General features: G+C 60.7%; 19 protein-coding genes and 1 tRNA gene. 12 read left to right on the top strand and 8 right to left on the bottom strand.

Annotated elements, in window-relative coordinates; genetic code table 11:
* Positions 1–2 precede the first annotated feature (2 nt).
* From HUU46_19890 to HUU46_19860, 7 genes are all read right to left on the bottom strand, one after another.
* Positions 3–332 (bottom strand): type II toxin-antitoxin system PemK/MazF family toxin, encoded by a 330-nt coding sequence (locus tag HUU46_19890; GenBank protein NUM55907.1) that lies wholly within the window; start codon positions 330–332, stop codon positions 3–5.
* Positions 325–531, bottom strand: a complete 207-nt coding sequence (locus HUU46_19885) for a hypothetical protein (protein ID NUM55906.1) — start codon at positions 529–531, stop codon at positions 325–327. The genes HUU46_19890 and HUU46_19885 overlap by 8 nt, the downstream gene beginning before the upstream one ends.
* A gap of 205 nt (positions 532–736) precedes the next feature.
* Complete coding sequence (locus tag HUU46_19880) at positions 737–2,101, bottom strand: MFS transporter (protein ID NUM55905.1); 1,365 nt, start codon at positions 2,099–2,101, stop codon at positions 737–739.
* A gap of 68 nt (positions 2,102–2,169) precedes the next feature.
* The gene (locus HUU46_19875; protein NUM55904.1) at positions 2,170–4,062 is read right to left on the bottom strand and encodes a hypothetical protein; all 1,893 of its coding nucleotides are present in this window, start codon (positions 4,060–4,062) and stop codon (positions 2,170–2,172) included.
* 428 nt (positions 4,063–4,490) lie between these two features.
* Positions 4,491–6,311 carry a hypothetical protein gene (locus tag HUU46_19870; GenBank protein ID NUM55903.1) on the bottom strand — a complete coding sequence of 607 codons (1,821 nt, stop codon included), beginning with the start codon at positions 6,309–6,311 and terminating at the stop codon, positions 4,491–4,493.
* Positions 6,312–6,492: 181 nt separating this feature from the next.
* Positions 6,493–8,370, bottom strand: a complete 1,878-nt coding sequence (locus tag HUU46_19865) for a tetratricopeptide repeat protein (GenBank protein NUM55902.1) — start codon at positions 8,368–8,370, stop codon at positions 6,493–6,495.
* Positions 8,371–8,458: 88 nt separating this feature from the next.
* Positions 8,459–8,536 (bottom strand) — tRNA-Glu (locus HUU46_19860).
* A 135-nt stretch (positions 8,537–8,671) separates the two neighbouring features.
* On the opposite strand from HUU46_19860, the gene HUU46_19855 reads away from it, so the two are divergent.
* The 12 genes from HUU46_19855 to HUU46_19800 all read left to right on the top strand — a co-directional run bounded on the left by HUU46_19855 (position 8,672) and on the right by HUU46_19800 (position 19,107).
* The gene (locus tag HUU46_19855) at positions 8,672–9,880 is read left to right on the top strand and encodes a DUF5009 domain-containing protein (protein NUM55901.1); all 1,209 of its coding nucleotides are present in this window, start codon (positions 8,672–8,674) and stop codon (positions 9,878–9,880) included.
* 6 nt (positions 9,881–9,886) lie between these two features.
* Positions 9,887–10,036, top strand: coding sequence for a hypothetical protein (locus tag HUU46_19850; protein NUM55900.1), 150 nt, complete (start codon positions 9,887–9,889; stop codon positions 10,034–10,036).
* The gene (locus HUU46_19845; protein NUM55899.1) at positions 10,033–11,433 is read left to right on the top strand and encodes a DUF1080 domain-containing protein; all 1,401 of its coding nucleotides are present in this window, start codon (positions 10,033–10,035) and stop codon (positions 11,431–11,433) included. The genes HUU46_19850 and HUU46_19845 overlap by 4 nt, the downstream gene beginning before the upstream one ends.
* Before the next feature lie 419 nt (positions 11,434–11,852).
* Complete coding sequence (locus tag HUU46_19840) at positions 11,853–12,956, top strand: 3-dehydroquinate synthase (protein NUM55898.1); 1,104 nt, start codon at positions 11,853–11,855, stop codon at positions 12,954–12,956.
* A 9-nt stretch (positions 12,957–12,965) separates the two neighbouring features.
* Positions 12,966–13,805 carry a tetratricopeptide repeat protein gene (locus HUU46_19835; GenBank protein ID NUM55897.1) on the top strand — a complete coding sequence of 280 codons (840 nt, stop codon included), beginning with the start codon at positions 12,966–12,968 and terminating at the stop codon, positions 13,803–13,805.
* A 380-nt stretch (positions 13,806–14,185) separates the two neighbouring features.
* A complete protein-coding gene (locus HUU46_19830; GenBank protein NUM55896.1) occupies positions 14,186–14,824 on the top strand; it encodes a hypothetical protein in 639 nt (212 codons plus the stop codon).
* A 186-nt stretch (positions 14,825–15,010) separates the two neighbouring features.
* Positions 15,011–15,421 carry a helix-turn-helix transcriptional regulator gene (locus HUU46_19825; protein NUM55895.1) on the top strand — a complete coding sequence of 137 codons (411 nt, stop codon included), beginning with the start codon at positions 15,011–15,013 and terminating at the stop codon, positions 15,419–15,421.
* A gap of 183 nt (positions 15,422–15,604) precedes the next feature.
* On the top strand, positions 15,605–16,360 hold the full coding sequence (locus tag HUU46_19820) for a hypothetical protein (protein NUM55894.1): 756 nt from the start codon (positions 15,605–15,607) through the stop codon (positions 16,358–16,360).
* A 12-nt stretch (positions 16,361–16,372) separates the two neighbouring features.
* The gene (locus HUU46_19815; GenBank protein ID NUM55893.1) at positions 16,373–17,059 is read left to right on the top strand and encodes a hypothetical protein; all 687 of its coding nucleotides are present in this window, start codon (positions 16,373–16,375) and stop codon (positions 17,057–17,059) included.
* The gene (locus tag HUU46_19810) at positions 17,056–17,727 is read left to right on the top strand and encodes a hypothetical protein (GenBank protein ID NUM55892.1); all 672 of its coding nucleotides are present in this window, start codon (positions 17,056–17,058) and stop codon (positions 17,725–17,727) included. Before HUU46_19815 ends, HUU46_19810 begins: the two co-directional genes overlap by 4 nt.
* Positions 17,669–18,403 carry a hypothetical protein gene (locus HUU46_19805; protein NUM55891.1) on the top strand — a complete coding sequence of 245 codons (735 nt, stop codon included), beginning with the start codon at positions 17,669–17,671 and terminating at the stop codon, positions 18,401–18,403. Before HUU46_19810 ends, HUU46_19805 begins: the two co-directional genes overlap by 59 nt.
* Positions 18,400–19,107 carry a hypothetical protein gene (locus HUU46_19800; protein ID NUM55890.1) on the top strand — a complete coding sequence of 236 codons (708 nt, stop codon included), beginning with the start codon at positions 18,400–18,402 and terminating at the stop codon, positions 19,105–19,107. Before HUU46_19805 ends, HUU46_19800 begins: the two co-directional genes overlap by 4 nt.
* 207 nt (positions 19,108–19,314) lie before the next feature.
* Here the strand turns inward: HUU46_19800 and HUU46_19795 are convergent, their stop codons facing one another.
* Positions 19,315–19,755, bottom strand: a complete 441-nt coding sequence (locus tag HUU46_19795) for a GNAT family N-acetyltransferase (GenBank protein ID NUM55889.1) — start codon at positions 19,753–19,755, stop codon at positions 19,315–19,317.
* Between the last annotated feature and the right edge of the window lie 50 nt (positions 19,756–19,805).

The following is a 19,805-nucleotide window of genomic DNA, read 5'->3' as shown; positions in this document are numbered from 1 at the left end:
CTCTAATCGCCGAATGCAAGTCTGAGACAAGCTCGAATTGCGTTCCAATCGCGCGAAGTAACGCGCCCAAGTATTGTGGACGCGGCCTTCGCGGGGACCATTGCAAGATAACACCTATACGCACTGGGTAGCCGCAATCCCGCCGCTTCCCAGTCAAGGAGTACGTGATCGGTTGACTTCGTTGCTACGTCCACTCGGCTTGTGAGAATACCGACTATGACGTCGGGGCGTTCCGCGTGGTATGCGGCCGAGGAAAGGACGACCGCCGGCCTCTTCTTCGTTTCCACTGCTCCAGGAAATACGACCAATACCACATCGCCGCTTTCAAGCATGCGATTGGCTTTCGTCCTCGCGCGCTAGGGAGTACGCGGTAAGGTCCCGAAGATCCTCGTCGGACCATTCATCGCCGTAATCGACTTCGCTTTTGGCCGAATCGGTCAAATCGTCGAGTATAAGGCGCGCCAAACGCAGCCTCTCGCTGCAAGACAACTCTTTCAACAAAGCCTCAAACGCTTCGTTAGCGGTCTTCATTGCCCAATTCCTCGCTTCTTCGGTCCAATCCTGGTGGTTCGTGCCACCCCATGCAGAGAGTGGCGCGGTGGACCGTCTCAGCTTCTGCGGCTGCCCTCAAAGTGGACTCACCGACAGTCTTGAGCGATACCTTCCATTGGCTTTAGTCTTGCACACGACAGTTCAATGAGCAAGAATTCCGCGAGCCCCGATTAACGCTGCGAGCCTAACGGCCTTCCATCTCTTTCAGCCGCTCGAGGCTGCGCACGAACGGCTTCAGCCCGCAGTACAGAAAGATTGCCGCGCCAATCGTGCTCACGACGCCGACGGCGGCCAGCGACAACCTCACCCCGGTGGGGTCGGTAAACACGTAATCGTTCAACGCGCCGACCACCGTAGGCGCACAACCAATCGAGATAAGGTTCACGACCAGCAGATAGAACGCGCCCGCCTGCCCCCGCATATTTGCCGGCATCATTTCCTGCATCGCCGCGGGCGCTGCGCCGAACGGCAACGCATTTGCAAACGCCAGCGGGCATATCAGCACCATCGCCAACGACCCGTTCGGCACAAGCGGGACCGCGATGGACAGCGGCAGCGCCGCGATCGCCGAGATTAGTCCGGTCCGCACTTTCGCGTCGCGGTACCCCTTGCGCGCGAGCCAATCCGCCAGCATACCGCCGGAGGTGATGCCTGCCGCGCCAAAAATCATGATCGCCAACCCATAATTCACGGCGATGTCTTTCGGCGTCCACCCGTGCACGCGCCGGAAGAATTCCGTCACCCAGAAGATCGTCGCGTACCCCAGAAAGGCCAACAATGCGAACCCGAGATGATGGCACCAGACAGCCGCGGCGTTCTGGTTCACGTACCGCATGAACTGCGCAAATGACACCTGCGAGTTCGGCCCGAGTCGTTTCAGCCCGCGCCGTAACGGCTCACGAATGGTGTATACGAGCGCGGCAATCGGAAGGCCGGGCACGCCGACGGCGAAGAACACCATTTGCCACGCGCGTAACTCGCCAAGAACCGGCAACACGACCGACTCGCGCCCCGCGGTGAAGCCCACGACCAACCCGCCCAACAAGAACGCCATGCCCGATCCGATGTAGATGCCCATTCCATACACGCTAATCGCGGTGGCAATGCGATTGCGCGGGAAGTAATCCGTAATGAGGGAATACGCCGCAGGCGACAATGCCGCTTCCCCCACGCCAACGCCTACACGCAATGCGAATAGTTGCCAGAATTGCCGCGCGAATACACACATTGCAGTCATCGCGCTCCACACCGCAACGCCGACCGCAATGATGGACCGCCTGCTTTTTTGGTCCGCAAGCCACCCGAACGGCACGCCGAGAATCGAATAGAACATCGCAAACGAAAAGCCCATCAGCAGGCCCATCTGCGTGTCGTTCACGCCGAGGTCTTTTTTCACCGGACCGACAATCAGCGAAAGAATTTGCCGATCCACGAAACTGAGCACGTACACCACCATCAACACGCCGACCACGTACCACGCGTACGCGGGCGACGGATACGGCTCTTCCTCGTGCGTTTCGACAGGGCGTGGCTCTGCGTCGGTCGTCATTGGGGGACTCCTCCTCACCAGGAGTGACCAGACTGACGGTTTAGCCCGGCGATGTCAAGGGCGGCGGGCTACGATTTGGGCAGGTTTGCGGCGGCCTTGACCGGGGCGGGCGAATCCGGCTTGTCGCCCCCAGCGAGGCTGACGAGCGGCGGCACCGGCGGGGCGTTGCGAATCCACTTCATCAGTTGGCCGTCGTACTTGTCGCGGACGGGGAACCCGCTCGTGAACATCTCGGTCAGGTAGCTTTCAGTCGTCTCACGCTCGCACACGGCGCGGTAGTACGCTTGCTTCTTGATCGCATCCGCTAGTGCAACAACCTTGCCATTGGGCACGGGCGTGTCGATCAATTTCGCCGTCGCGGCCTCGGCGCTGCCTAACGGGGCGCCCCAGCGCAGTTCCGGCGCGTGGTTCGGGTCGAACGACAGATCGTAGAGGCGTTTCTCGATATCGAGCAGGCTCAACGCCACCTTCGCTCCGGCCGAATTCGTGTACTCCAGTTTCTTGGTTTTGAAGATACGACACTTCTCGCCAACCAGCGCACGCGCAAGATTTCCGCGGTCCTCGACGTAATACAGTTCAAGACCTTTCAGATCGACAAACTTGGGCCTGCGGTTATACCAGCGAATGACGTTGTCCATCCAATCCGCGAGGTAGTAGTAGCGGTTGCGAATCTCGACGTCCGACGACGCCGAACTGTACTGGCCCCAGCGGCCGCCAGCCGTGAACACGTTATCTACGCGATCGTTTTCGGGATACGTGATTGGGCCGTTCGCCAACACGTTCGCCCACGCCTCCTGCACGGACACCTCGCGCATCCTATACAGGTCAAGCAGTTCGTCGGCGTAATGGTCGAGAAACTCCGTCGGCGACACCTTGTCCGCCGTTCGCATGCGCTCCATAATCAACTCGTGGAAGCTGTCCAGCGCGACGCCGTTCTCCATGATGCGCTGTGTCTTCGCGATTTCCTCGATCTTGTCGTACTGCTCGACGGAATAGCCGAACTCCGCCATCTCCGCGTCGGTGCGCCGGCGCACGCGCGTGATTTCGCCCGTCTCGTCTACCTCGGCAATGGGATAGCGGAAGATGCGCAACCCCCGGTAGCATCCGGCGTATTCGTCGCCCGTGCGCTCGCTGCGTTTCGGCGCGATCCCCGTCACCGAATTGAGTCCGTTGAAACTGTAAATGTCGCGAGACGCAGCGGTGGTCGCATCGAGAAAACGCAACTCGCCGTTCTTGTCCACGTCGGCCAGCACCAGCACGTGCCCGTCGAGATAGTGCAGCGCGCCGGGAATCAGGTACTGCCGGTTCACCGCGACGGGGACCGTATCGGACTGCTGCGCGTTTTCGCCAAACGGCGGCACGCGGAAGTTGCCGGTACAGAATCCGGTCACCGCGTTCTCGAAGAAGTACTCGAGCGACTCCGCGGTGAAGCTGTTGAGTTCGCCCGCGGGGATGTTGAACGGCGACGTGCGCAAGTCGCCGCCGCCGCTGCGCACGTAGCCGATCATCCATGGCAACGCGCGCATGTACGAGTAGTACGATGAAAAGGCGACCGTAAGCTTCCCGCAATCGAGGATGCGGTGCATCTTGTGCATCAGCTCCGGCGGAAGCTGCGGATTGCACTGCTCGCCCGCAAACTCGGGACTCAACAGCAGGTTCATCTGCGGATCGGTCAGCACCGCCTCGAGCTTCGCGCGCCGCTGCTGCATCGTGCCGTGCTGCTTGTACTGGTAAATGTTGTTGATCCACTTCGCGTAGTGGTGCGTCTCGGCGACGTTCCACTGCCGCCGAATCGGCCACGCCCCTTCATCGCTGTGAATCGACGGCGGATTGGGATCGGCTGCGTGAGCACTTACTGAAACAGAAATAACGAAAACTATGCTCACAATCCAGAAATGCGCGCGCTTATTTATGTCGTCGTTCTTTGACGACGTTCCCTTCCGCATGAACTGACCCAACATTGTCTTGAGTATCCCCTGTCACCCCTGAAAATGCGGCTAAAATACCTTGCCCGGTCCGCTTAACAATGCGGAGAGGGCAATAGTTAATAGAGCGACCCTAAATATCACGAGAACGCCTGCGCGCTCAGCTTGTTCCCTGATAGTGCGTGGCACAGCACTAACCAGTACAACATACGAAATCGCGAGCGCAATTACGGCGTATACACGCCAGGCAAATGGCAACAGGTATGTTTCGGAAGCGCCCAACGATGTATCGTTCACACTCATACTACCGACAAACGCTAGCAAAGAAACGTTCAACCACAGCCACGCCGCAACCGCCGCGATGGTCACTCTGAAGTCTCGCAATATCCTTATTGTCGGACTATCCATACAGGTAGCATTCGATCTCACGGTGCTCTCCGTGAAGGGTTCAGGTGGCTCGCCATCTACGGCTGATTCGTGCCGGAAGCCGGCGTTGCCGGTAGCTGCGTAACCCCCGCGGTTTGCGAGGCTTGCGCGAGGCGTTCCGGATATCTTCCGTAGAGCCATTTATCCAACTGCTGATCGAATTTCACGCGCACGGGGTACCCCGCGGTGAACATCTGGCGCAGGTAACTGCGTTCCGTTTCGCGCTGGCAAACCGTTCGGTAATACGCCTGCTTCGCATACGCGACCTCGAACGGCACCGGCCCGCCCTTGGGAGTCGGCGTGGGATTAATCTTCGCCATCGCGAATTCCGGCGTGCCCGGCTTCGCGCCCCACCGGATTTCCGGCGCGTGGTTCGGATCGAACGACATGTCGTAGATGCGCTCCTCGATGTCCGCGAGCGACAATCTCACTTTTTGCCCGGGCGTGTTGACGTACTCGATGAAGTGTTCCTGAAACACCTTCTTCTTTTCTTCGACAATCGCCTCGGCGAAATCTTCTTTGTTCTTGATGTTGTACTTCTCGAAGCCCTTCAGATCGACCAATTGCGGCGCGGATTCGTACCATCGCACGGCGTTGTCCATCCAATCCGCGAGATAGAAATATTTGTTGCGCCGGTCCACGTCCGACGACGGCGAACTCCAATCCTCCCACCGGCCGACGGATTGAAAGATGTTGTTGTTTTCCAACTCTTCCGGATACGTAATCAGGCCGTTCGCCTTGACGTTCTTCCACGCGTCCTGCACGAACGTGTCGCGCTGCTGGTACATGTCCGCGAGTTCTTTCACGTATTCGTGCATGAACTCCATCGGCACGACCTTGTCCACTGACTTCATGCGGTAGCGGATGAACTCGTGCATGCTTTGCAGGCGCAGGCCGTCCTCGACAATGACGTGTTCCGTCGACACCTGCGTGATCTTTTCATACTGCTCGATCGACGCCCCAAACTCTTCCATTTCTTCGTCGGTCCGGCGGCGCACCTTTGTCACCACGCCGCTCCCGTTCGTCTCCGCAATCGGATACCGGAAGACGCGCAACCCCTGGAAGCATCCCTTCAACGGGTTCGGTCCGTCTTCGGTCATCGGCTCGATTCCCGCAACCGTATTCATGCCGTTGAACGTGAAGATGTCGCGCGTGCGGTTGATGCTCGCATTGATGAAGTGTAGTTCGCCGTACTTGTCCACCTGCGCGAGCAGCAGACAATGTCCGTCCGTATAGTTCATCGTCCCCGGCAGGAGATACTGCCTATTGATCGCAACGGGGCACGTGTCCGACCACTCCGACCGCGTGCTGTTCGGCTCGACGCGGTAGTTTCCGGAACTGATCCCGGTCACCATACTGCGAAAGAACGCGTCCGCGGAACCCGTGGAGAATGAATTCAACTGCCCGACCGGCACATTCGCCGGCGCGGTGCGCACGTCGCCCTCCGTTGCCGACACATACGCCACCATCCACGGCAACGCGCGGCGGTACGCGTAGTACGCCGGCAGCGTCATGCTGAACTTCGCGCAGTCGGTGATGTTGTGAAGAAATGAGATCGTGCCCTTGCTCAACTGCGGGTTCGACCCCGCTCCCGCAAACGACGGATCGAGCAGCAGATTGATCTTCGGGTCGGTCAGGATGCGATCCAGTTTCGCTATGCGCTGCTCGACGTCTCCCTTCGTCTTCGCCACGTAGATGTGCTCCATCCACTTCGCGAAGTGCTGTGTCTCGCCGGGGGTCCATTGGCGGCGAATCGGCCACGCCCCCTGCGACGACCGGATCGACGGCGGGTTCGGGTCCTGCGCGATGACCAGTGGCGCGGCAAGCGCCAGCGCCGCCGCCGCCAGCCAAAATCTCAACGAAACGGAATTCCCGAACATACTACCGACCTCTAAAATCCTCTGGCCACCCGCAATGGGGACCAATCGTCGAACCACGCATATTCCACAACAGGCAGTATGGTTCCCCATGGTCGCCCACGCTACCGCGCAAAATATGGCCATATAATACCGAAAACCGCGCCAAATTGCCTCTGTTGCGTTACGGTGTCGCCCGCTCAATATCCTGGAACAGGGCCAACCCTTCCGCATGACCCGGGTGAACGGACAGCAATGTCCCCAACTGCTCCAGCGCGGCGCCGCGGTCGCCTGCGGACGCCAGTGCGCGCGCGTAGTAGAGCCGGGCGTCCGCGTTAAAGGCGTCGAGTTCCAGCGCCCGCTCGAAATACTGCAACGACTCCTGAAACCGCCATTGGCTGCAAAGAGACACCCCGAGGCTCGCCCAGGACCCGGCCCGCTTCGCGTCCAGCTCAATGGCGCGGCGATACGCCTGCTCGGCCTCCTTGTCCCTGCCAAGAGTAAGCAACGCCCCGCCCAACAGTTCGTGTGTCCGGGCGACCTTTGGATCCAGACGCACGCTTTCCGCGTATTCCGCGGCGGCCTCCTCGATTTTCCCCTGCTTCTCCAGCGCCTGGCCCAGGAACGCGTGCGCATCCGCGCGGCCGGGGTCCAGGGCGAGCGCCGCGCGCCAAAGCCGTTCGGCTTCGCCCCACAGTTGCCGTTCGCTCTGAATCAGCCCGAGGTTGATGAGCGCGTTGAATTCGTTTGGCCGAATGCGCAGCGCTTCCTCCGTGTGCTTGGCAGCCTCGTCGTACTCGCCCATGGTGTAGTGCGCGACGCCGAGGTTCACATGCGCGGTGGCATTGTTCTCCGTGACGTCGAGCGCGTGTCGAAACAGCGCGAAGCTGTGCTTCCACGTGGGTACCAATTGCCACGTCAGCATTGGATACGTAATAAGCGCCACGGCGGCCGCCGCCGCGCCAAACGCGCGCCACTTCGCGGATCTCGCCGCCAACGCATGAATGCTCCATACGACCGCGATCGCCAACCCGATCTGCGGGAGGTACATGTACCGGTCGGCGTGCGACTGCGTGCCCACCTGCACCAGCCCGATCACCGGCACGAGCATGCCCACGAACCAAAACCAACCCGCGAACACATGCGGCGCGCGGCGCACCAGCGCGAACGCCAGGATGCTGCCACCCAAGACGAACGCCGCGCCGCACATCCAATGCCACAGCGCCGGACCCTGCGGCGGGTAAGGGTAGTGCACGGCCAACCCATACGGCGCCAGTGTCTTGAATGCATACGTCCCGTACGACGCAGCGGCGTTCTCAAGTCGAATGTGCAGCGGCACGGAGTGCAGCCCGACAGTGTTTTGACCGGCCTGCTGGACAACATACGTGACGACGCTGTGCGCGGCGGCGATCGCAAACCACGGCAGCTTTTCGAGAACGCGACCCCGCCACCCTTCAGCGCACAGGGGCCAAACATCAATGAGCAGCAATACGCAGGGAAACGTCACCGCCATCGGTTTCGAGAGCAACGCGAGAACGAGACTCGCCGTCACCGCGCCGTACCAAACAACCGAGCGACGCCGCCGGTACTCGGTGTACGCAATCAATCCGATTACGAAGAAGAACGCGCAAAGAACGTCTTTGCGCTCGGATACCCATGCCACCGATTCGACATGCAGGGGGTGCCATCCGAATATCGCGACGACAATCGCGCTCGGCCACAACGCGCCCGTGGCGCGGATCAGCCACACGAAGAGCAAGCCCGTCGTGATCGCGTGAATTCCAACCGACGTGAGGTGATGGCCCCCCGCCCAATCGCCGTACAGCTCCCAATCGAGCGCGTGCGACAGCCACGTCAGCGGGTGCCAGTTCCCCTGCTCTCCCGTGGTGAAGGCCCACGGAATCGTGTCCGCCGTCAACCCCGCGCGCACGTGGGGATTGGCATACACGTAGCCCGGGTCGTCGTAGTTCACGAACTCGTACGAGGCGGTTCGCGCGTACAGGGCGAAGGTGGCAAAAATGAGTGCCGACGCGATCGCGGCGGGAGCGCGCCACGCCTTCATCGGCCGTTCGTGCCCGTGCTCATGCGCGACATCGTACTCGCAAGCAAGGCTTTGACTTCAAGCCGCCACCGCCGCGAAGGCAAAAAAATGGCGACCCCAACGGGATTCGAACCCGTGTCGCCGCCGTGAAAGGGCGGTGTCCTAGGCCGGGCTAGACGATGGGGTCGCCGAAAGCGCAAAAGATGGCTCTGTGCGCGGCACAGAGCAACAAAGTATACCCAACAGCCCGGACCCAGTCAAAAGCGAGTTGCACTCCGGGTGCCCTAAGCCGCATCGTACTGCCGGGTTGGGGATTCCAAACATGGCGGCATCGACTACGGCGCCGGCAAATTCCGCACCGGCGCCCCAGCGGCTAACGTCGTTGGACGCGTACCGCGGATTTGTCATGTTTCTCATGATGGCGGAGGTGCTCCGGTTCCACGCCGTCTCGCAGGCGCTGCCCGGCAACGGATTTTGGGCGTTTCTGGCGCATCACCAGTCCCACGTGCCGTGGGTCGGGTGTACACTGCACGATCTCATTCAACCGTCCTTCTCGTTCATCGTCGGCGTGGCGCTCCCGTTTTCGATCCTCGCGCGGCAACTCAAAGGACAGTCGAACGCGCGCATGACCGCGCACGCATTCTGGCGCGCGCTGCTGTTAATCCTGCTTGGCGTCTTCCTTCGGTCCACGGGCAAACCGCAAACGTATTGGACCTTCGAGGACACACTCTCCCAGATCGGTCTCGGCTACGGGTTCCTGTTTCTGCTCGGGTTCCGATCGGTGCGGGCGCAATGGAGCGCGTTCGCCGCAATACTCGCCGGATATTGGGCCTTGTTCGCATTCTACGCGCTGCCCGGCCCGGACTTTGACTGGGCCGCAATCGGCAATCCAAAAGACTGGCCGGAAAACCTGCACGGGTTTGCCGCGCACTGGAACGTCAACACCAACCCCGCGTGGAAATTCGATACGTGGTTCCTCAATCTCTTCCCGCGCGAAAAGCCCTTCACCGCAAACGGCGGCGGCTATTCCACGCTCAGCTTTATCCCGACACTCGCGACTATGATCTTGGGCCTGATCGCGGGTGGCGTATTGAAGGACGACCGCACGCACAAACAAAAAGCGTTGTGGCTGCTCGCAGCGGGCATCGTCGCGCTCGCATCCGGCTGGCTGCTCGGCAAGCTCGGCATCTGCCCGGTCGTGAAACGCATCTGGACGCCAAGCTGGGTGCTGTTCAGCGGCGGATGGTGCCTGTTGTTATTGGCGGGGTTCTACGCGGTCATCGACATCGCAAACATCAAGTCGTGGTCGTTCCCGTTGCGCGTCATCGGCATGAACTCGATCGCCGCGTACTGCATCGCAGAAACGCTGCGCAACTTCACGATGGGCACACTAAAGACCCACCTCGGCCAGGACTTCTTCAAATTCGCCGGCGACGCCTACGAACCGTTCTTCCTCGGCGCGGCCGTGTTGCTGGTGTGGTGGCTCGTGCTGTACTGGATGTATCGCCGCAAAATCTTCCTTCGGATATAATTCTCCGTGCTCGTGCTCGTGACCTGTCCTCCGAAGCCCACCCGGCGTAGGGGGATCGTGTTCGTGCCCATGCTCGTGCCCATGCTCGTGCTCGTGCTCGTGCTCGTAATCGTAATCGTAATCGATCCTTCGATCTCCAAATCGGCCATAACATGAAACTCCCAATTTCACTCCTGACCGTTACTCTCGTCATCTCCTCTTTCGTTGCCCCCGCCGACGAACCCAGCTTCAACCCCATCTTCGACGGCGCGTCACTCACCGGCTGGCGCGCGGGCGATCCGTCGTATTGGTCCGTCGAAGACGGCGCGATCACCGGCCGCATCACGAAAGAACATCCCTGCACGATCAATCAGTACCTCGTGTGGGAAGGCGGCGAACTCGCGGACTTCGAACTGAAACTCGAATCGCGTCTGAACGGAAACGGAGCAATTAACAACGGATTCCAATTCCGCAGCCGCGAACTGCCCGACCACGACGTCTGCGGATACCAGATGGACAACAACCTCCAAACGCCGTGGCTCGTCCGGCTCTACGACGAGTACGGCCGCCACGATCTCGCCCTGCGCGGCGAGCGCGCCACCTTCGACACCGACGGAAACCGCACCGCATCGCCGATGCCGGAAGCTGCGGGCAACGCATGGTTCAAACTCGAGGACTGGCACGAGTACCATCTCGTCTGCATCGGCGGCCACATTGCGCTCCACGTGAACGGCAGACTCGCAGCGGAGATTCAGGACAACGATCCCCGCCGCGCCGAACCGCAGGGCATCCTCGCGCTGCAACTTCACAGCGGCCCGGAGACCTTCGTGCAGTTTCGCAATATCCGATTGAAAGTACTCAAACCGGCGGAAAAGACTTCGACCAAAATCACCGAACCGGAGATAAAGCGCAACGATCTACTGGCGAACGCGCTGGCGCACTGGCAGCTCGACTCAGCCGGGCGCGGCGCGAAGCATCCCCTCACGAGCGTGCCGCAGTTCTATCAACTGCAACTCAACGTCGCGTCGACGGGCGCCGGCGCGCGGCCGAACGCAAAGTGCGTCGTGCTCGAAGGCGCGTATTTTGACGCCGGAAAGGAATTGCACGCGGATGGCGAAGCCGTCACCGCGTATCTGCGCGCGCGCGATCCCAAGGGCGCGTGGAACTCGGCGCTGTTCGCCAAACGCGGCAACCACGACAAAGTGCACTTCAATTTGTTTGGCGCAGGCCTCGACAACAACGGCGAAGGCGACATCGGCTTCGAGGTGCGCACCGACAACGGCTTCGTAATGGTGAGTTTTCCGGCCACTCAGGTCGACACGACGGCTTGGCACGATCTCGTCGGCCGGTACGACGGCAAGACGCTGGCTCTTTTCTGCGATGGCAAACTCATGTCGTCCACGCCATGGTCCGGCGCGCTCGTCAAGAACGACGAACCACTTCTCATCGCGGCGGAAACGGACAACGGCAACGTCGTCCGCCACTTCCACGGCGAACTCGAAGACGCCGCGCTCTGGGCGCGCGCACTGAGCGACGAGGAGATCGCGGCGCTGTCGTTCGCGCCAAGACATTAGCGCCACTCGGTATTGCGCGTACGGCTCTTACATCCCCCTGAATCCCCCTTTAAAGGGGGACTCAATAACCGCCAAATGACGTGGATCTGCAATACTTTAAGTCCCCCTTTGAAGGGGGATTCAGGGGGATGTGCATTCGGACAGATCGTATGCGATTGGCAACATCCACTCGTGAACCGCATTAGCTCGAACGCTTGCGCGGACAGCGCGACGCGCCGCCGTTCCACTTTGACTTTAACAAAGCAATACGGCGCTTTACTCGCTTCGCGTACGGATTTCGAGTGGATTGAGAAAAGTCGCATTCTCTTTTCATTTCAATCCCCAGTCTCCCCAAATTCGCTTGTTTGCTCAGTCTCGCGCCTCGCCGGTAAAATGCCCGCTGGGTTAGGTTTATCTGCGGTTTCAACCAGGACAGCCACGTGCACACCGGCAGCATCAACACACTCACCGTCGAACTCGGCGATCGCTCGTACCCGATTCATATCGGTGCGGGCGCTATCGACGGTTTACCGGACGTATTGCGGTCGCTCGGAGCGAAGGGCGCCGTCGCCATCGCCAGCGACGACAACGTCGCCCCTCTTTACGCCCAACGCGTTGCATCGCTCGTGCGCGACGCGGGCGCGGACCCCATCGTGTGCGCTATGCCCGCGGGCGAGGCGAACAAACGCATCGATCAGATTGATCGGTTTATCGGCGAGTTCCTAAAGGCAGGCATGGACCGATCGAGCATAGTAATCGCGCTGGGCGGCGGCGTCGTCGGCGATGTCGTCGGCTACGCCGCGGCGTCATTCATGCGCGGCGTTCGATTCGTCCAGGTTCCGACGACTATTGTCGCGCAGGTCGATTCAAGCGTGGGCGGCAAGACCGGCGTAAACCACGAGATGGCGAAGAACATCATCGGCGCGTTCCACCAACCATCCGCCGTCATCGTCGATCTCGAGTTCCTGAAATCGCTCCCGGACCGCGAACTGCGCGCGGGCCTCGCGGAAGTCATCAAGCACGGTGTCATTGCGGACGCCGATCTCTTCGCCTACATGGAACAGAACGCGGGTGCAATCCTCGCAAAGGACCTCGACACAATCGAGTATCCCGTGCGGCGCTCGTGCGAGATCAAGTCCGCCATCGTGTCCGCGGACGAACACGAGCACGGCGTGCGCGCGAACCTGAATTACGGCCACACGTTCGGCCACGGTATCGAGGCGGCGTCGAACTACGACCGCTTCCTGCACGGCGAAGCCATCGCCATCGGCATGCACGCCGCGGCAACGCTTGCGCGCAATCTCGGCATGGTGGATCGCGCATTCGTCGATCGCCAGCGCGCATGCATCGACGCATACGGTTTGCCGTCTGCGTGGCCGTCGATGCCGATCAACCTCGTGCTCGACGCGATGAAACACGACAAGAAGGTGCGCGCGGGCACGATGAAGTTTGTGGTCCCCGATCGCATGGGCCACGTCGTGCACCGCACCGACGTGACGCTCGATCAGGCGCGCGCCGCGCTCGAAGCGGCAGCGGAATCGTAGAGGAACGGCATGGCGTTTGGCGGCGAAAATGCGGAGAGCTACTACGACGACGGTCTGACCGCGAGCAAGAAGGGCGATCTGAAGAAGGCGATCGAGTGCTTCGAGCGCGCGATCCGGCTCGACAGCTCGTACGCCGTCGCCTACCACCAGTTGGGCAAGTGCTACATGCGCCTCGGCCAGGCGCAGCGCGCCGTAGACATTTTGCTGCAGGTCGTGCGCAAGCGCCCGAACCTCGGTCCCGCGCGCCTCGACCTCGGCCTGGCGCTGCTCGCCGCGGGCAACACGCGCAGCGCGCGCCGCGAATTCGAACAACTGTACGGCCTCGATCCGTCGAACGCGCGCGCACTGCTCGGCCTCGCGCAATGCGCCTTCAACGAGGGTGATTGGGTCTCCGCGATGCAGCAGGCGCGCGGCGCGCTGTTGACCGGCGGCTCGAACTTCTCCGCGCTGTACCTCGCGGGGCGCGCCGCAAAACTCGCGGGCGACGACGTCACCGCGAAGGAATCGCTCGACGCCGCGGAGAAGGTGCTCCAAAAATCCATCGAGATTCAGCCCGATCAACCGGAGTCGCATTTCCTGCGCGGCGAAGTCTGCTTTGTGCGCGGCGAACTCGCCAGCGCGCTCGAACATTACCGCGCCGCGGACGACCGCACCGACGGCAAGGAACCGGACAAGGTCTACACCGCGTTCGGCGAGAACTTCTCGCAGGTGGACATCTGGGCGAAACTTGGCTTGTGCTACCAACGGCTCGGAAAATTGGACCGCGCCGCGGAAGTGGGCAGGCGGATTCTCTCGCGCGATCCGAACCATAAACTGGGCGCGGCACTCGCGGAATTGGGAACCTCGTAACCCGCGTCCCGGCTTTCCTCAATCCGTTTTATAATCGTCCCCGTAATCGTAATCGAACGGCGATCAATTGGACTCGGGCCCAGCTCGACTCCGTCTCTTGCGTCCCTTAGGTCGTTTGCGTCCTTCAGTGGGTCATTCCATATGTTTTGCGGATTATTGTAGCGCCCGGTCTCTGTGCCGGGCGGCCTTGTGCCAGGTCGTTTGCGTCCTTCAGCGGGTCATTCCATATGTTTTGCGGATTATTGTAGCGCCCGGTCTCTGCGCCGGGCGGCCTTGCGCCAGGTCCTTTGCGTCCTTTCGCCTCGAACAAACTCGATTACGCGGACGATTCCGATTACGATACTGGCGGCGCTGTAAAACCCTTGGGGACCCCTCTTACGATGGGCGATATCAACGTCCAACTGGTGCGCGAGTTCTTCGAACTCAACCTGTTTCACGCGCTGACCAACTGGCAGCAGACGGCGCGGCGCCTGCGCCCGGGCGAGCACGGCGGCCAACTGTTCGTGCAGAACACGGACCTGGCCATTCCGCGCGAACTCCCGTTCCTGCTGCAGCCCGCAGACGTCTCCGTCATCGAACGCGCCGTCGTCGAAGTGCGCGCGTGGCACGGCGACCGCTTCTATCCCTCCGTCATCGAGGCGAATCCCGTGCTCTACCAGTTCGTCTCGCAGGACTCGCTAGCGCTCGCCGCGGAGGTGTTTCACGGCCTGCCCTTCGCGACGATCCTCGTCGTGTCCGAACTGCCCGCCAGCCCCGAACTGCGCCAACGCTCGCTCGATCTCCTGCGCGACACCGGCATCGGCCACGTCATCGAGTTTCCGCTCGTCCTGCGCAACATCATCGACCACGTCGACGCCAACGGAAACTATCCGTCGTCCGACACCCTGCAAACCCTCCGCCTGCTCAAACGATACAAACTCGTCCGCAACCAGCAAATGGAATTCGCCTTCACCACCGAAGCCCCGCCCTCCGACCGCGCACCCATCGTCGACGCCTCGCCCCTCCCACCGGAGGAGTAGCTATCTTCTCGTTCGCTCTCGTTCCCAAGCTCCGGCTTGGGAACGCACTCTTGAAAAGCTCTGCTTTGCCCTTTTCTCGTTCCCAACTTTCCAGTTTCCTTCTCGTTCCCAACTTTCCAGTTGGGAACGCGCTCCTGAAAAGCTCTGCTTTGACCTTCCGCTTCACACCCGCTGGACTGCAACACGTTGGGCAAAGTAATGGAAACGCTGGAATCGCAACTTCACCTTGACGCTCTCCCCGCCCTGCCGTATGCTGATGGCAGTTGGGTGCTTAACGCCATGTCGCACACGAGCCGTTTGCACGACCAAATCCTCGAGGCGCTGCTCGCCGGGCCCGAGTACGGCTACCCGCTCGCCCAGACGATCAAACAGCGCGCCCCCGGCCTGCTCGACAACCAGGAAGCCCTCATCTACCCCGCGCTTCACGAACTCGAAAACGACGGCCTCCTCATCTCCTACGAAGTCACCGCCCAGGACCGCACGCGCCGCTACTACAAGCTCTCCGAACGCGGCATGAAACGCGCCCTCGAAGAAAAGAAAAACTCCACCGCGACCGCCAAAGCCGCCGCCCTCAAACCGCTGACGGGAGACGTGTAATTATGTCGCGGCCATCAATGCGTAGCGCTCAATGTGTCGCCCTCGTTCCGAACTTTTCAGTGCCCCTCGTTCCGAACCTTCCAGTGCCTCCTCGTTCCCAACTTTCCAGTTGGGAACGCACTCTTGAAAAGCTCCGCTTTGTCTTGCGTTTGGAATGAGACGTCGCACGATAAGTAGGATCACATGAGACAAGACATCGCCGTATACAACGAAGCCACCGGCTTCACGATCCACTCCGCCGGCTTCTGCGGAAAGGATCGCGACGACCTCTCGGAGAACTTCCGCGCGCACGTCGAGGACGGCACCATCCTCGCCTTTAGCCTTGTGCAGGACAGTTCCCCGCACATCCGATTGATCACCGACGCGTTGACGCGCGAAGAAGACGCGGAATGGGTCAGCAAGGTCGTCTGGAAACTGCGCGTGCCCGACGGCGAACTCGTGTTCGAGGGCGGCTTCGATCCGCGCGGCCCGAACGACGACTTCATGCGCACCGTATCCGTTCCGCCGGGCGACTATCGCGTCGAGATCTACACGCTCTACTGGAGCATCAACGGCCTCGACACGCTGCACGGCGACGACCGCGAACCCTTCGGCTCCTGGTTCCGCCGCACGCGCCCCGGCGAAGAATTCCCCGACATCATGAAGTTCTACCTCGGCGAAGACCCCGACGACGACCCCGGCCACGAAGACGAATGGACCGAGTTCTACGACTCCGAAGACTACGAGGAACTCGAAGAACCCGACATGGTCGACTTCATCGTCCGCCTCACGCCACTCTCCGGCGCCGATAATCTGACCCTGCAATGCGACGACACCGGCTGGTTCCCCGTCGGCCTCAACCCCCGCAAACCGGCAAAGTGCCCCATCGGCATCAAGTTCAACCGTGGCGACGATGACGACGATCACGATGATGACGAAGACAGCGACGAAGAAGAATAAAGGAATCCTGAAATGACCGATCCGCACGATCTCCCGCCATTGACCGAACTCGCGCCCGGATCGATGGAACTCAATCGCTGGCTCGATACTGCCACGCGCGGCCTCTGCGACGACGCGAAGGCCCGAATCCGCCCAGAAGTCGAGGCGCATTTCGCGGCGGCGTATCGATTTCAGATTTATGAAGGCGAGGATGAGGTTATCGCCGCCGCGTTGGCGTCGGCAGCGTTGGGAGATGCAAAGCGCGCGAACCGCCGTTATCGTCGCGTGTATCTGACCAAAGCGCAAGCGCGAAGAGTCGGCCGGCTCGCGGGCACGTCGCTCGGCGCATTATGGATCATCTGGACGGCGACGGTCCTGTGCGGGTTGCTGCTCGTCGGCGCATTGCCCCTTACGCAGAACGGCGACATGATCCTCGCGTGGTGCTTCACAATGTACCTTTGTTTCGCGATCCAGGCGACGCTCGCGCGCCGGTTCGCGAACCGCCCCACCGCGCTGGGCCGCGTCAATCTATTCGGGTCGGCGGTATGTCCCCTGGCGCTTTCGCTCATGCTCTACCTCCACTGGCCCGACCTCGACGATCCCGGCTGGAATTACGCATTGCTTCTCGTGCCCCTCTTGTCGTGGTGGAGCATCGACGCCGTTATTCGATTACGCCTCCTCGCAAAATTGCGGAACGCACCGCCGGAGATCAAACAGTGATTCACTTCATCAGTATGTGGAGATCGGTTCTGATCGTGCTCGTCGGGGGTATCGCGGCCGTATCCCATGCGGACGGCATTCCGGTGGATCGCGATACGGGAAAGATTACCGTCCCGTACACGGAGGTCGCGCTTGACGCCGACCAGATTGAAGAGTTGGACTGTCTGGGGACGGTCACGTTGACAAAGTCGCAGTGGGCCAATTTGCGGAAGGTGGCGCCGCACGTGCCGAAGCGTATCGAGACCGTTGTGCCATTGGACTACGACGACTGCACGTGCGACATCGGCTACTACTGTATCGCCACCACGCCCGGGCGCGTGGCGGTGCTCCACGGCGATGCGGTCCCGTTCGACGCGGCTCTCGCATTCGAATACGAGGACGAAGTGCTCATTCGGGTCGATGCCGGAGGCCACTTCTTCTACAAGGGCCACATGCTGGAATATGCAAAGCTGACTGAGGCGCTGGGGAAGCCCCCTGCGGACACCAGCGAGACAAAGTCCGATGGCCGGTTCTTATTCTTTGCTACACCAAAGCACACCGCTGCAGCAGTGAAGACGCGAATTGACGAACTGTGGAAGACCGCGCGCAAGGCCGGCTGGCGTTCGTATTATGACGCTGGCAACCGCGAGACAGAAACGGGTGTCGATAATGTGGCTGCCAAAGAGTGACACATCGAATGGGATCAGGGCTGTAACTGTGGACAACACCCTTCAAGATTGGCTCGACATCGCCACGCGCGGCCTCTGCGCGGATGCGAAGGCTCGCGTCAGGAAGGAGGTACATGAGCACTTCGCAGCGGAGTATGAACGGCTGATTGTGGAAGGCCACACGGAGCAGTTGGCAACGTACGCAGCGTTACAGTCGTTAGGCGGCGCGAAGCAGGCCCAGGATCGGTTCTGCAAGTTGCACTTTACAGTCACTGAGTTCGATGTATGGAACGCACTGCACCGGCCACCGTCGTTGGTCCGCAAGTCGTTTGCCAGCTTTTTTATTACGATTTGGATCATCTTGGGGCTAGCTCGATTGGCCACCGACTTTGAGCGGGACGTATTCGAGGATATTGGTTTCCTGGCGTTTCAACTGTTGTTAGCAAGCTTTCTTGTAATTCCCGTGCTACTTGGCGGAAGGGCGCCGCGCTTCGTGCTGTGCGCGCAGATGATCCTCGCGCCAGTTGGTTTTGTAGGAATCTTCTTTTCCTTGGCCGACGCACTTGGCGTTCTGAACTGGATTACCGCCACGATCTCGCTTCTAATAGCGGTCGGCCCTGCTTGCTCTATCTGGACGCTTAACTTGTCCATACTCGGCAAAACGCGGCGCCAACGGGACTGGGAATCCGCATCATGACAAGCCCTGCCCTTGAGGACTGGCTGAAGATTGCCACTCAAGCTCTGTGCAAGGATGCGAAAGTACGAATCACCAGGGAAGTTGCGGCGCACTATTTGGCGGCGTATGAGGAGGCGCTTCGCGACGGTCTAAGTGAAGACGCTGCGCACGCGTGGGCGGTAACGGCGCTGGGTGAACCGACTGCGGCGCATAAGCGATTCCTACAGACGTATCTCACAATCATTGAACTCAAGACGCTGCGCGAGGTGGTGCGGCGGCGAAGCGCCTTATACAAGGCCTTTTTCGTCGCCCTGTTTGTAGGCTTCCTTTGGATGGAGGTAGCCGTTGCACGTCGTCCGCCCGGACAGTGGGACTTCGATATTCTCGTTGGAGGCATCGGAGTAGCGTTGTCCCTTTTGGTCAGTCCCATATTGCCCGCGCTGTTTGGCCGACGTTCGCCGCGTGCAGTCCTGATCGCGCGGACGGCACTCCTCCCGCCTGCGGTGTTGTTGACTTTCACCTACGTATTCGGAAAGGCCCTCGAAGATTCTTTAGAACGCGAGGAATCGTACAAGGTATTCGGCGCCGAAGAGTTGATTTGGCCGCTGGCCGTGTCGGCGGCACTTTGCGTCACCTGTGGGATCACGCTCGCTACATGGCCCCGGTACTGGTCCCTTGTCACAAAATTACGCCACAAGCACAACCGCGACGCGGCAGGGCTATGAACGCCCAAGCCAACACACCGAAAAGACGTGCGCCATGACCAGTCCCGCGCTGCAAGATTGGTTGAACATCGCCACACGAAATTATTGCGGCGTTCTACCCCATTGAGCGCTTCCCGCAGAGGACGCTGTACGCTCTGGAAGAACTACTGGACGAGTAACTCCACTTCACGCGCAGGGATAGACGTGCGTGAGTGCAACGCCTTGGGCTTATAGGTGTAGACGCATGGCGATCATCGTCGACGCGCGGAACCCGTGGCGTTCATAGAGTCGCTGGGCAGCCTGGTTCGTGTTGTCGGTGTGAAGGGAGATGCGGGTGCAACCGCGCGCCCTGCACAAGTCGATCGCGGCGGCGATCAACTGCGAGCCGATTCCTTTGCCGCGCCACTCGGGGTGGACGACGATGTCGTCCAACATCGCGACATCAGCGCCCTGCGCCGTGCTGACGGTGAACAGGAGGTTTGCCATACCGCGCGCGCGTCCGTCCTCGCGCCAGACCAACACGCGGCCGACATTCGGGTCCGAAACGATGCGGCGCAGTCCTTCGCGCTGGCGCGCGGCATCGGGCTCGAATTCGACCTCCTGCGCGAAGAGGATGCCGAGAAGTTCGGCAAGTTCCGGAACGTCGTCAAGTGTGGCTTCGGAGATCATGGGTGTGCGCGTACTCCCTCGATGGCAATCGCGCATATGCGCACGCCCGC

It is taken from the genome of Candidatus Hydrogenedentota bacterium (assembly GCA_013359265.1).
In the GTDB taxonomy this organism is placed as follows: domain Bacteria; phylum Hydrogenedentota; class Hydrogenedentia; order Hydrogenedentales; family SLHB01; genus JABWCD01.
Note: the sequence above shows the minus strand (reverse complement) of the source record. Positions and strands in the feature narration are given on the sequence as shown.